General features: G+C 68.7%; 16 protein-coding genes. 8 read left to right on the top strand and 8 right to left on the bottom strand.

Features of this window, described 5'->3' with window-relative positions; genetic code table 11:
• Positions 1 to 109: 109 nt before the first annotated feature.
• A complete protein-coding gene (locus VFG33_RS14330; RefSeq protein WP_325026492.1) occupies positions 110 to 322 on the bottom strand; it encodes a hypothetical protein in 213 nt (70 codons plus the stop codon).
• Positions 323 to 487: 165 nt separating this feature from the next.
• A complete protein-coding gene (locus VFG33_RS14335; RefSeq protein WP_325026494.1) occupies positions 488 to 1183 on the bottom strand; it encodes a LysR substrate-binding domain-containing protein in 696 nt (231 codons plus the stop codon).
• Positions 1184 to 1241: 58 nt separating this feature from the next.
• Here VFG33_RS14335 and VFG33_RS14340 point away from each other — a divergent pair, with 58 nt between their 5' ends.
• Positions 1242 to 1625 (top strand): DUF5997 family protein, encoded by a 384-nt coding sequence (locus VFG33_RS14340; RefSeq protein ID WP_325026496.1) that lies wholly within the window; start codon positions 1242 to 1244, stop codon positions 1623 to 1625.
• Positions 1626 to 1664: 39 nt separating this feature from the next.
• Positions 1665 to 2138, top strand: coding sequence for an alanine--tRNA ligase-related protein (locus VFG33_RS14345; protein WP_325026498.1), 474 nt, complete (start codon positions 1665 to 1667; stop codon positions 2136 to 2138).
• Positions 2139 to 2147: 9 nt separating this feature from the next.
• Here VFG33_RS14345 and VFG33_RS14350 read toward each other — a convergent pair whose 3' ends face one another.
• From VFG33_RS14350 to VFG33_RS14360, 3 genes are read right to left on the bottom strand one after another with little or no spacing between them, the layout of a single operon-like run.
• Positions 2148 to 2552, bottom strand: a complete 405-nt coding sequence (locus tag VFG33_RS14350; RefSeq protein ID WP_325026500.1) for a Rieske (2Fe-2S) protein — start codon at positions 2550 to 2552, stop codon at positions 2148 to 2150.
• A 24-nt stretch (positions 2553 to 2576) separates the two neighbouring features.
• Positions 2577 to 3125, bottom strand: coding sequence for a DUF6529 family protein (locus VFG33_RS14355; protein ID WP_325026502.1), 549 nt, complete (start codon positions 3123 to 3125; stop codon positions 2577 to 2579).
• A gap of 8 nt (positions 3126 to 3133) precedes the next feature.
• On the bottom strand, positions 3134 to 3544 hold the full coding sequence (locus VFG33_RS14360) for a hypothetical protein (protein WP_325026503.1): 411 nt from the start codon (positions 3542 to 3544) through the stop codon (positions 3134 to 3136).
• A gap of 43 nt (positions 3545 to 3587) precedes the next feature.
• On the opposite strand from VFG33_RS14360, the gene VFG33_RS14365 reads away from it, so the two are divergent.
• On the top strand, positions 3588 to 3833 hold the full coding sequence (locus tag VFG33_RS14365; RefSeq protein ID WP_325026505.1) for a hypothetical protein: 246 nt from the start codon (positions 3588 to 3590) through the stop codon (positions 3831 to 3833).
• A gap of 43 nt (positions 3834 to 3876) precedes the next feature.
• On the opposite strand, the gene VFG33_RS14370 is transcribed toward VFG33_RS14365, so the two are convergent.
• Together VFG33_RS14370 and VFG33_RS14375 are read right to left on the bottom strand one after the other, a co-directional pair.
• A complete protein-coding gene (locus VFG33_RS14370; protein ID WP_325026507.1) occupies positions 3877 to 6276 on the bottom strand; it encodes an ABC transporter permease in 2400 nt (799 codons plus the stop codon).
• Positions 6273 to 6989, bottom strand: coding sequence for an ABC transporter ATP-binding protein (locus VFG33_RS14375; protein WP_325026509.1), 717 nt, complete (start codon positions 6987 to 6989; stop codon positions 6273 to 6275). The genes VFG33_RS14370 and VFG33_RS14375 overlap by 4 nt, the downstream gene beginning before the upstream one ends.
• A gap of 270 nt (positions 6990 to 7259) precedes the next feature.
• Here VFG33_RS14375 and VFG33_RS14380 point away from each other — a divergent pair, with 270 nt between their 5' ends.
• Genes VFG33_RS14380 through VFG33_RS14395 form a run of 4 tightly spaced genes read left to right on the top strand, consistent with a single transcriptional unit; the run spans position 7260 to position 10882 of the window.
• Complete coding sequence (locus tag VFG33_RS14380; protein ID WP_325026511.1) at positions 7260 to 8240, top strand: fibronectin type III domain-containing protein; 981 nt, start codon at positions 7260 to 7262, stop codon at positions 8238 to 8240.
• A gap of 51 nt (positions 8241 to 8291) precedes the next feature.
• A complete protein-coding gene (locus VFG33_RS14385) occupies positions 8292 to 9641 on the top strand; it encodes a sensor histidine kinase (protein WP_325026514.1) in 1350 nt (449 codons plus the stop codon).
• A complete protein-coding gene (locus VFG33_RS14390) occupies positions 9638 to 10339 on the top strand; it encodes a response regulator (RefSeq protein WP_325026516.1) in 702 nt (233 codons plus the stop codon). Before VFG33_RS14385 ends, VFG33_RS14390 begins: the two co-directional genes overlap by 4 nt.
• A gap of 48 nt (positions 10340 to 10387) precedes the next feature.
• A complete protein-coding gene (locus tag VFG33_RS14395) occupies positions 10388 to 10882 on the top strand; it encodes a MarR family winged helix-turn-helix transcriptional regulator (RefSeq protein WP_325026518.1) in 495 nt (164 codons plus the stop codon).
• On the opposite strand, the gene VFG33_RS14400 is transcribed toward VFG33_RS14395, so the two are convergent.
• The gene (locus VFG33_RS14400; protein WP_325026520.1) at positions 10883 to 12097 is read right to left on the bottom strand and encodes an MFS transporter; all 1215 of its coding nucleotides are present in this window, start codon (positions 12095 to 12097) and stop codon (positions 10883 to 10885) included.
• 111 nt (positions 12098 to 12208) lie between these two features.
• Here VFG33_RS14400 and VFG33_RS14405 point away from each other — a divergent pair.
• Positions 12209 to 12405 (top strand): hypothetical protein (locus VFG33_RS14405; RefSeq protein ID WP_325026523.1); only part of this gene is annotated, 197 nt, incomplete at its 3' end.

The raw sequence follows: 12405 nt of genomic DNA on the forward strand, positions 1-12405 counted from the left end.
CGCCGATGCCTCCGTGCACGTGACCAACGGGGGAGTGAACCCGGTCCTCACCGTCCTGGCCGGCTCACTCCGGATCGCCCACCACCTCGCGGGCGTCGCGCTCTAGCGTTCAGGCGACCTTGCGGACCTGGCCGGCGGCCTGCCAGGCGGGCTCACAGGCGACGTGCCGCGGCCGGTACTCGTCGTCGACGAGTTGGTGCGCCGGGATGGGGAAGTGGCAGACCGCGCAGGTGCGGTAGGTGAAGTCGTGCAGGAGGGGCCGCACCAGGCTGACGACGGTCGCACCCGACGATGCGCCTCTGCAGTCGATGTTGCTGGTCATCGTCGGCTCCTCTCGCGTGGTCGGCCGCGCTTCCGCAACAACTTCAGCCTCCCGCGATGCCCACCCCACGGCAGCCCAGCCACCGGCCGACCACCACTGTTGCTGACCGGAGTCCCGGGTTACTGCTAACAGGCACATGAGTGATGTGCGGTGGGTGGCCGCGCGCTACGACCGGCGGCGGGGTTTTGCGCGTTTGCCGGGCTGGGGTCCGGCGGAACCTCGCGAGCGTGCCTTGGCGGGCGGCTTGGCCGGCGGCTTGTCGGTGGCGGGGCCCCGGGTGCTGTTGACGGTCCGGCCGCGGACGATGCCGATGAACTGCTCCATCAATTCGGTGGTCTCGTCCTCTGGCCAGGACAGCGCGACGCTCGACTCCGGCGCGTCCAGGAGTGGCCGGTAGGTCAGGTCTTTGCGGTGGTACAGGCGGGCGAGTGACTGCGGTACTACGAGAACGCCGACTCCCGCGGCAACCAGTTCGATGGCGTCAGCTGTGGTTGCGGGGCGGTCGTCGGCCAAGAGCCCGGGTGGACGCTGCCAATCGAGGGCGTCGTCCAACGGGTGCAGCATGATCTCGTCGACCAGGTCCTCGGTGGTCACTTCGTCTGCGGCTGTCACGAGGTGGTCCTTGGGAACCACGACCACCGGCGTCTCGGCGTACAGGGGGATCGCGTGCAAGCCGGTGCGGTCGATCGGTAGGCGCAGGAGTGCGGCGTCGGCGCCTCGAGTGCGCACCAGGGCGGCGGCTTCGGCGGCGGGGACCTGGATCAGGTCCAGCGGGATCCTGGGCAACCGCTCCTGCCAGATCCGGACCCATTTGGTCGGCGTGACTCCGGGGACATAGCCGAGCCGGAAGGAGGTGGTCACGCGGTCAGATTACCGGGCGTGATCGGCGGCGGTGCTGCCGCTCGCTACCCTGACTGCCATGACGTCGCAAAAAACTTCCCAGACGATGAAGCCCGCGACAGCGGCGAAGAAGCTGGGCGTGTACCTCGAAGCCACTCCGGCCGAGTTCCAGGAGGGCGTCGTGTCCCGCGACGAGCTGAATGCCTTGCAGACCGATCCGCCGGAGTGGCTCCAGGAGCTGCGCCGCACCGGCCCGCACCCCCGCCCGGTCATCGCGGCCAGGCTCGGGATCTCCATCAGCGGTCTGGCGCGGGGCGGCATCACCGAGGCCCTGACCACCGAGCAGATCGAGGACCTCAGGGCAGAGAACCCCGACTGGCTGGAGCGCGAGCGCGAAACCCAGGCGGAGGTCCGCAGAGAAGAAGTACGCCTCAAGGAAGAAAAGGCCCGCCCGCGCTCCTGAGTGGGTTTGGCCGCGGTATCCAGAGTGGGAGGGTGGATCATGGCCGTTCCAGGACGGAAGGTCCCGGCCGGCGCGCCGGCCGGGTTGGCTGATGCCGAACTGTTCGCCGTCGACGCCTACGTGCGCGAGTTCGACTCGCCGGTGGTCGAGGTCGACGAGGAGCAGCGGCGGGTGGCGTTGCGCCGTACTGCGTTCTACCCGGGCGGGGGTGGTCAGCCGTACGACCTCGGCGTACTGCGGTGGGCGGACGGGGTTGCTTCCGTCAGCCGGGTGAAGCGCGAGGGGTCACTGATCTGGCATTGGCTGGACGGCGATCAGTTGCCTGACCCGCGGACGGAGGTGCACGGAGAGCTCGACTGGGAGCGCCGGCACCTGACGATGCGGACGCACACCGCTCTGCAGGCGGACGGCGGCACGCATGTGGTCAGTACCGCCGAGATTGGCTCGGTAGCGGTCACGGGGACCGAGTCCCGGGGCAAGGCCAACAAGCGCATCCGGATCGAGGTGCGCTGACCGCGCCGGTCAGGTGAGGGGGATCGCGTCGCCGGTGACGGTGATTTGTTTTGGGGCTAGGGGTTGCGGGGCTGGGTCCTTGACTACTGAGCCGTCGGCGATGGCGAACTTGCTGCCGTGGCAGTCGCAGTTGATGGTGCCGTCGGCAACGTTCGCGACCTGGCAGCCCTGGTGGGTGCATACCGAGGTGAACGCCTTGAAGGTGCCCGCGGTCGGCTGGGTGATGACGGTCTGGCTATCGCCGAGGATGACGCCGCCGCCGACCGGGATGTCGCCGGTCTTGGCGAGTGCGGTGCCTGCCGGAGCCGTCGTGCCCGGGGCGTCCTTCGACTCGCCGTACGTGCTGCATCCGGCGACGGCCGCCAGCCCGGCCGCGCCGGCGGCAAGGATGGTACGGCGACTGGGCTCATCCACCGACTGCTCCCTTCTCCTGGTGCCTCAACGAATGATGCCGAAGGTGGTGAAGAACCACAGGGACGAAGTCAGCCACAATCCGACCAGGCCGGCGAACACGACGCCGCCGATCACCGGTAGCAGCCACCTCGGTGCGTCATCACGGCTGAGCGTGAGCATCTTCGTGGCGAACGCCCCGTAGAAGAGGCACCCGAGCAGGGAGTGGATCAGCACTCTGGGTTGGTCGTACTGCAAACCCAGTGCATAGAGACAGTGCGCGACGACGGGGATCGTGACCGCGACGGCGGCTCGCCCCGACCAGCGGTGCAGGGGACCGATCCACGGCCGCCCGGCCAGCGGTCGCAGATGGCCGAACAGCGCCAGCGCGGAAACGACCTGGACCAGCGCGAGGACGAGGGCCACGGTCGCCAGCCACGCTTTGACGGACTGCGGGCTCGAGAAGCCGGCGACGTTCACAGCGACGCCCGTTGGTTCGTGGATCCGGCCGTAGACCCCGAGTACGACGGCGACGGCGGCGCCGGTCGCCAGCGGAATCGCGATCCGGCCGACGGTCGGAACAGATACGGTCGACATACCCCTCCTCAGAACGTCTCGTCGCCTGCGATGGACTGGGCCGTCACCGCGACACCGCCGGTGGTCGCGCTGAGAGCGGCAGGATCGAGCCGAGGCGCCGGCCCTGGGGTGCCGTCGTTCTCGACGCCGACCTGGCTACCGTCAGCCAGCACGATCCAGCCGATCACGGCGCTATTGCCCTGGGATCGGTAGAGGCCGGCCGGCGGATCCGCTGTATCGATCGTGAAGGCCAGCGAGCGGCCGCGCACGACGACCGTGCCGGAAACGCCGTTGCCGCCGACAGTGCCGACGAGCGTGTCGCCGGCCTTGGATCGCAACGTGAGTTTGCCGGAAGCCACCGTGCCGGTCAGCCAGGCCTCCACCCGGCGACCGTCACACACATAAGCAACAGCGCGACCGCCCTTCACTGCAACCGCCACCGTCGCTTCCCTGCCCTTGGTGCGACCCGCGTAGACGGCCGGCGTGACCGTGGCAGTCGAAGCCGGCGGCGGCGAGGGCGGAGTACTGGTCGGCGGGGTCGTAGCTGGTGCGGTGGAGGCCGGTGCGGTGGAGGCGGGCGGTGTGGTCGCAGCGCTGGCCGGGGGAGCGGTGCCGCCGGTCGTTTGGGTGCTGTTGACGACGAGCAGCACGACGAGACCCGCGGCTGCGGCCGCAAGCGTCACCAACGGACTGCGTTGCCCCATGTCGTCCCCCCGGAGCGCGATGTGAGACGAGGATCCCGCCCTCCGCCCACCCGGTCAACGCCTGACGCCTATTCGGTGCGGAGGGCGGTGGCGGTGCGGGTTCGGGCTGCCCAGCCGGCGGGGAGGAGGGAGCCGGTGATGGCGATGAGCAGACCACCGGCCGCGAACAGGATCAGCTCGGTGGTGCTGTAGATGTCGATGACCGAGGCTGGCAGGTCGAAACCGGCGGTGTGGCCCATGTCGCCGACGGTCATTCTCTGCAAGAGGACTCCGACCGGAGCGCCGATCGCGCCGCCGACCAGGCCGGTGACGACGACCGAGGCGATAACCATCGCCGTGGTCTGCTTCGGGGTCATGCCGAGTGCCTTGTGGACGCCGAGATCGTGGACCCGTTCGCGGGTCTCCAGGACGACCAGGTTGAGTACGCCGAGAGCGGCCACGGTGATGAGCAGCAGCGTGAGCAGGGCGGTCAGCGCGTTGATGATGACGATGAACGGTTCGGTCTCGGTCTCGGCGGGCTGCGCTATCGCCGCGAGATTCGTGTCGGACGCAGTCGGCGCCAGCGCGGTGTTCAGGGCCTTGACGTAGGCAGCTGTATCGGTGCCGGGCTTCAGGGTGATGTTGTATTCCATCGGCCGCAGGTCGGGTTCGGCGGTCGCGAGCGTCGCCAGGTCGGTGAGGACCTGCAGTCCGCGGTTCTCGGTGTTGAAGACCTCGCCGACGCTCCGCACGGTGACCTGCCGGCCCTGATCGGTCAGGACGATGGTGTCCCCGACCTTGGTGTTGCTAGCGGTAAGGAACGGGGTCGCCACCAAGATCTCGCCAGGCTGGGTGAACCAGTTGCCGGAGACCAGCTGATAGCCCTGGGACGAGCCGTTGCCGGTGAAGCCGATCACCTCGACACGGTCGGCGATTCCGGCGACAGTCACTTCGGTCTGGGCGAGGCCGCTGTAGCTGCTGGTTCCGGCTTGGGCACTGACCGCCTTGGCGACCGCCGCAGGGTCAGGTGCCGCGGCGGCCATCTCCTCACTGGTGATCATGCGGGGACCGCTGCCTGGCGGTGGTCCGGCCGCAGGCGGACCCGGGAGGATGACGACGTCCGCGTGCCGCTGGGTGGCCTGGACCTGGTTCAGCGAAGTGCCCAGTCCGACGGCGAAGGTCGCCGCGGCGGCGCCGAACGCGATCGCCGCGACCATCGTCGCTGACCGGAAGGGGTGGGCGAACGGATGGGCGAGACCGAGCGTCACAGGTCGTGGCAGCGGCAGTCGACCGGTCAGCCTGGCAGCCCAGTGGCCACGTCCGGGTCGCGGCGTACGCCCGACGGCGAGCGCATCCACTGTGCGCAACCGCCCCGCCCGGGACGCGGCCGCCCAGGCGGTCACCGCCACCAGGGCGAGGGCACCGGCGACCACGACGGCGTCGACCCAGGGAGCTACGCCGGAGTCGTTCGTGCCGTAGAGCGTGTTGGTCTGCGCCAGCACCGGGATCGTCAGCAGGTTGCCGGCGACGACGCCGAGGGCGGCACCGGTCACTGCGGGGATCAGCGCCTGCAGCGTGTAGGCCCGCACCACCTGGTTCGGGGTGAACCCGAGGGCCTTGAGGATGCCGATCCGCCGCGTTCCTGTACTCACTGCGCCGGCGATCACATTGCCCACGATGAGGATCGCCATCAGCACGCCCAGCACTCCGAACGCGATCAGGAAGGGCACCAGAAGCGCGGTGTTCCCGATGCTGTCCGTCCGGGTAGTGAGCCATGACCTTGTCGCAGTCAACGCTCCAACGGGAACGCTCTCCTGTACGGCGGCGCGGCCGGCGTCGAGCTCCTCGGTGGTGTCGGCCTTGGTGAAGCGGTAGAGCATCTGGTAGCCACTGGCCGTGCCTGGTGCGGTCAGCGCCGCGATCTGCTCGGGCGCCACCCACCCGCCGGCGGTCTCGCTGATCGAACGGGCCAGACCGACGACGGTCAAGGCCGGGCTGCCGGGAAGGTCCGGCAGCTTCACCACATCACCAATTTCGGGCTGCGGTCCGCCCTCCTCGAGCCGGCCGTCGCTGTAGAGCACGATCTCGCCAGGTCCGGTCACCCACCGTCCTTCGGACAACGTGACGGCGTCGACCGTGCCTCCTGGATCGGCCCTCCCGACCACCGTCATCGGCCGCATCGGCCGCCCGTTGTCGTTGACCGGGCTGATCGACGCTGTCGGGAACGGGCCTGCCGCCGCGCTGACACCACTGGCTTGCGTGGATGCCGACAGCTGGTCGGCCGTGGTCTTGGTCGCGTCGAACTGTGCGGTCAGGTGTGCACCGTGCTGCTGGGAGAACGCACGGTCGAACGGTCCGCTCGAAGCCACCATCAGTGATCCACCGAGGACTGCCGCGGTCACCGCGATCATCACGACCAGCGTGATCACCACTGTCTGCACCCGACGGCGACCGACCCCCGAGCGGATCACCTTTCCCAGCGCGCTCATCGGACCGGCTCCACGGCCGCATCGGCGGCGACCCGGCCGTCGACCAGCTGAACCGTGCGGGTCGCGCAAGCTTCGGCCAGCGCCAGGTCGTGAGTGACCAGGACGATCGTCTGGCCGTCGGCGTGCAGTTCATTGAGCAACTGCTGGACGTCTTCGCCGGATGCGGTGTCCAGCGCGCCTGTCGGTTCATCGGCCAGCAGCAGCGCCGGCCGATTCATCAGGGCTCTGGCAACAGCAACGCGCTGGCGCTCACCCCCGGACAATCGGCCTGGATACGCGTCGGCGTGCCGGTCGACCCCGAGGACTCCGAGCAACTCCGTCGCGCGGCGTTGCGCGGTGCCCCGGGCCATCCCGGCCAGCTGCGCAGGCAGTACGACGTTGTCGGCGACGGTCAGATCGTCGAGGAGATTGAAGAACTGGAACACCATGCCGATCTTCGCCCGCCGGTACCGGGCCGACCCTGCTTCACCCAGTTCGTCGACCCGGACCCCGTCCACGGTGACCGTGCCGTTGCTCGGCCGGTCCAGTCCGGCGACCAGATTCAGCAACGTGGACTTGCCGCTGCCGGACGGCCCGAGGATCGCGACTGCCTCCCCGGCGGTGATCGTCAGGGAGACGTTGTCGAGTGCCGGCGGACCCTCGTCGTACCGGCGGCACACGGCGCTGAGCTCGATCAAGGGCTCGATCAAGGGCGCGATCAGTGGCTCGGTCATGGTGGTGCTCCTTCGGGTTCGTCCGCTGCCGTCGGCCCGACGCTAGGTCCGTTGCGGGAGTGGGCGCGTCGGCCGCCGGAGGCATTTGCCGTACCGCGTCCGGATGAGCCCGGCCGGTGTCATCCCTGCGATGTAGTCGTGCGATGCAGGCCTCGTGATCAGCACTACGTACCGCCACCATGAGCCGACGAACAGTCACCGACCTCTTGCTGTGGACGCACCAGCGGTGTCTCATAGGTCCAGACCAGTTCCGTCGAGGGAAGGAAGACCGTGCGAGGCGTTCCCCACGGGCTGATCTGCGGCTTGCTGCTCGTCCTGACGTCCTGCGGGTCGGACGGACAGCGCGACGACCAGGGCAGACAGTTGCCGCCGGCACCAATGGGTGTCACCGCCGTGGCAGGCAGCGCGACCAGCGTGCACGTGATGTGGAACCTGGCTTCAGGCGATCCGGCGGCCACCCAGTACGTGGTCTACCGCGACGGGACCAAGGTCAAGGAGGTGCCGGCGGCCGAGCACATGGTGGACATCACCAGGCTCGAGCCGTCCACGACGTACACCTTCACGGTCCGCGCCCTGGACGCTGACGGCGCTCCCGGACTGCCCAGCGAACAGGTCAGTGCCACCACGCCGGCGGCGGTCGCGGCCGATGACCAGGCGCCGACCAGCCCTGGCCGAGCGAACGGAAGGACCGTCGGGAGCGGGTCGGTCCAGTTGTCCTGGCAGAAGTCGACGGACGACCGGGGTGTCGCCTCGTACGACATCTATCAGGGCGACTCGAAGATCCACAGTGTGGGCGGCGGGCTGACCGCGACCGTAGTGACCGGGCTGCGGGCCGGCACCAGCTACTCCTTCACGGTGAAGGCGCGCGATGCGGCGGACAACGTCTCACCTCCGAGCAGCGCGGTCCGGCTCACCACCGCAGCAGGCTCGGACGACGGAAAAGGCACTGCGCCGACCGACTTCCGCGCCACCACGCACCTCGGCGACGACGGGGCGTACTACCTCGATCTCTCCTGGACTCCACCGCCCGTCGACGGGGTGATCACGGAGTACCAGATCCTCCTGGACGCGAAAGTGACGACCTCGCTGGTCTGGGGTACCACCGCGCCGAGCGGCAAGGCGACGTACAGCTTCTACGTGGGGCGGGACGCCGGCGTCAAACACCGCGTGCGGATCCGGGCGATGCTGCCGGACGGCACCTGGGGCGGGTACTCGGCGGAGGCCACCGTGACGACAGGTGCCAAGAAATAGGCGATGTCATCCCTGGTCATCCCTGCGATGTAGTCGAGCGATGTAGGCCTCGTGATCAGCGAGGTGGACGCCATCGGGCGCCGGGTCGGCGACAATGACCGGGTGACGAAGATGGCGGTGGCCGACCGGCTGCGGGCCGGAGTCAGGCTGCTGCTGCGCCCGACTGGTGAGCTGCCGCGGCTCTCGCGGCGCGGCCAGCTCTTCGACGTCCTGGTAGCGCTCGGCCTCGGCCTCGCGGCGATCTTGTCCGGCAGCAACGACGATCAGCCGGCCCCGGACCGCATCTTTCTCCCCGGGCAGCCCATCCCGCCCGGCGTGTTCACTGAGCCGTTTCTCCCGATCGATCACGACAGAGGTGCCGCGGCAGTCCTGTTGCTGTTCGTCGTACTGCCGCTGGTACTGCGCCGCCGGTATCCGCTGGCGGTCCTGTGGATCGTGCTTTGCATCGCGCCTTGGCTATCCGAATCCAACCCGGCGCTGAGGCTTTCCTTCTATGTGTGCGTCATCGCCGCCTACACCGCCGCCGTCTACAGCCCGTACCGCGTGCCTGCGCTGGCGAGTCTCCCGCTTGCGGCACTGCTGTACTCCCAGCTCCAGGAACCTGCCGTGCCCACGGTCCCGGACGGTTCCGTCCCCTTCCTCATCCTGGTCCCGATCGCTGTCGCGGCCGACGGGCTACGACGATGGAAACGCAACGCTGACGAGGGCCGCGAGCGATTGTCCACCCTGGAACGCGAACAGGCCGACGCGCTACGACGAGCCGCCGCCTACGAACGCGCCCGGATCGCGCGCGAGCTGCACGACGTCGTCACTCACAACGTCAGCGTGATGGTCATCCAGGCCGGCGCCGCCCGCAAAGTGATGGACGCCAGCCCGGACGAGGCCCGGGATGCGCTCCTCGCGGTCGAGGCCGGCGGGCGGGCCGCGATGACCGAGCTGCGTCACGTGATGGGCCTGCTCACGATGGACAGCGACGAGGGCGACCCGGCGACCACGAGCGACCTGGCGCCACAGCCTGGACTCGATCGGCTGGAGGCTCTGGTGCAACGGGTGCGCGACATCGGAGTACCGGTTGAGTTGTCCACTGTCGGGCAGCCACGTCCACTGTCGTCCGGGATCGAACTGACGGCGTACCGGGTGGTGCAGGAGGCGCTGACGAACACGGTGAAGCACGCCGGCGGCGCGACCGCGACGGTGTCGGTCGACTACGGCACCGACGAGCTCCGGGTCGAGGTCACCGACACCGGTGGTACGCCGACCCCGTCGGCCGCCACCGGCAATCGCCACGGACTGGTCGGCCTACGAGAACGCCTTGCCCTGTACGGCGGGACGTTGACCACTGGGCCTCGTGTCAGCGGTGGCTACCGCGTCACCGCATTGATTCCTCTGGAGGCACAGTGACACTGCGGGTGGTGGTCGCCGACGACCAGGCGCTGGTCCGCGCCGGCTTCCGGATGATCCTGACTGCCGACGGCATCGAGGTGGTCGCCGAGGTGGCGGACGGCGCCGCGGCCATCGAGGCGGTACGCCGTACCCGACCTGATGTGGTGCTGATGGACATCCGGATGCCGGAGATGGACGGGCTGGAGGCGACCCGGCGCCTACTTGCCGATGGCAACGACGAGCTCCGGGTAATCATCCTCACCACGTTCGATCTCGACCACTACGTCTACGCCGCGCTGTCCGCCGGTGCCAGTGGCTTCCTGCTCAAGGACGTCACGCCCGAACACCTGGTCGCCGCTGTCAGGATGGTCCGAGCCGGCGACGCCCTGCTGGCACCGGCCATCACCCGCCGGCTGGTCGAACGGTTCGGTCGGCGTGATACCGACTCGGCCGCGATCCATCGGGATCTGTCCACACTGACCCCGCGCGAACTCGAAGTACTGCGTCTGCTGGCTCAAGGCCTGAGCAACGCCGAACTCGCCGCCCACCTTCAGCTGTCCGAAGCGACGGTCAAGACCCACGTCGCCCGCATCCTCGCCAAACTCGGACTCCGCGACCGCGTCCAGGCCGTCATCGTCGCCTACGAGGCCGGCCTGGTCAGCCCCACCAGGTCCGACACCATCCCACGCTTCGCCGACCGCAAAGACACTGTCTGAGCCGGCGAACTCTTTGAACTTGCAGAGTCAAGCAAGTAGATTGGGTGGGTGCCGAAGAAGCGTCCTGTCCCACTGACCCCCGACGAGGAAGCGGCCTGGCGTGCGCTGGCGCGTGCGGTCCTGGTCATCCCGCGGGTACTGGACGGGGAACTGCTCGAGGCGCACGGCCTGAACCTCGCGGAGTACTCGATCCTGATGAACCTGTCCGAGGCGCCGAACCGTTCGCTGCGGATGAGCGAGCTCGCCAACCATGTGTCGATGAGTGGCAGCGGTCTGACCCGCGCGGTCGACCGCCTGGCCAGGCAGGGGCTGGTGGACCGGACCCGGGCGCCGGAGGACGGCCGCGGCCAGATCGCCACGCTGACACCGACCGGCCTTACTCGCCTCAAGGAGGCGTGGCCGACCCATCTCGAAGGCGTTCGCCGTCATGTGATGGATCATCTCGGTGACCTCGACCTGCTCGCCTTCGCCGACGCGATCGCCGGCATCGCCGCTGCGGAGATCGGCCCACCCGTCCGTCGCGCTGCACGCGTTTCCTCCTGACTAGCGGGCGATTTGACGGCGACCGGTTCCGGTCGTGGCGACGAGAGCGGACAGGATCAGGACCGCACCGCCGGTGATGAACACCGTGCGCAGGCTGGTCGAGTCGACCAGTAGACCGCCGAGGGCCGAGCCGGCCGCGATCGAGAGCTGCATGGTCGAGACGGCGATCGACGCAGCTGCCTCCTGACCGTCGGGGACGGCTCGCAGCAGCCAGACCTGAGCCGCGAGCGGTATCACTCCCCAGACCAGACCCCAGCTCACGATCAAGGCGGCGACCACCACCGGCACCGGGTGAAGGACGGGCAGAGCCAGGACGATGACACCGACGATGCCGCTGGCAATGACCAGGCTGCCGGTCACGTTCCGCCCGACCAGGGGACCGCCGATCAGGGTGCCGAGGATGCCGCCGACGCCGTACAGGAGGAAGACGATGCTGACGGAGCCGCTGCTCAGGTGAGAGAAGTCCTCCAGGAACGGTGTCAGGTACGTCGAGGCGGCGAACTGGCCGATGAACGCGATCGTGATGACGGCGACCCCGGTCCGGGCCCGCCGGCTGCGGAAGACCCGGCCGAGATCGCGACCGTGGGTCGCGGCCTCGGGGCGGATGTCCGGCAGGAAGACGAGCTGCGCGATCACGACCACTGCGCTGACCGCGGCCGCGACCGCGAAGGTGGTCCGCCAGCCCACCGCATTGCCGAGGAACTGACCGGCCGGCAGACCGACGACTGTGCCGGCCGAGACACCGGCGATGACGATCGACATCGCCCGGGTGCCCAGCCGCTCGCCGACCAGTCTGGGGCCCAGCGGCGGTACGACCGTCCAGAAGCCCGCGATCGCGATCCCGAGCAGGATGCGGGCCAGCAGGATCTCGGTGAGGCTGGAGGCGAAGGGCGGGATGACGTTGGAGATCACCACCAGGCCACCGAGTACGGCGATCAACCATCGGCGGTTGAAGTTGCGGGCGCCCAGATAGAGCAGCGGCGCCGAGATCGCGGCGGTCAGGGCAGGGACCAGCACCATCAACCCGCCCAGGCCGAGGGAGACGTGCAGCGAGTCGGTGATGTCGGGGAGCAGTCCCACCGGGATGAACTCGCTCGTCACGATCACGAACGCCACCAGGGCGAGCGAGGCCACGGCGAGCCAGTCCCTGGTCGATGGCTGGTCGGTCTGCGGCGGGCAGTCCGGTACGGCGCCCTGGGGAAGGGTCGTGGACATCAAGGACTCCCGGAGTCGATTTATGTGTCGGCACAAGCAACTATATTGTAGTTGCAGGTACAAACAAGTATGTTCGGATCTTAACCGGACCACCACGACCAGGAGTTGGCTATGGGCAACAGCACCGTCGGCGACGCGGCCATCGCCGTCGTACGCCGTAACACCGAAGAGGTTCAGGGCAAGGGGGACTGGGACGCCTTCGACGAACTCTGGTCGGACCAGGCTGTCGACCACACCCCGCAGCCGGGCGCCGGGAACGACAAGGCCGGCGTCAAGGGGCTGTACGTGGCGATCCGGGAATCGTTCCC

The sequence above is a fragment of the Kribbella sp. genome, assembly GCF_035687465.1.
Lineage (GTDB): Bacteria > Actinomycetota > Actinomycetes > Propionibacteriales > Kribbellaceae > Kribbella.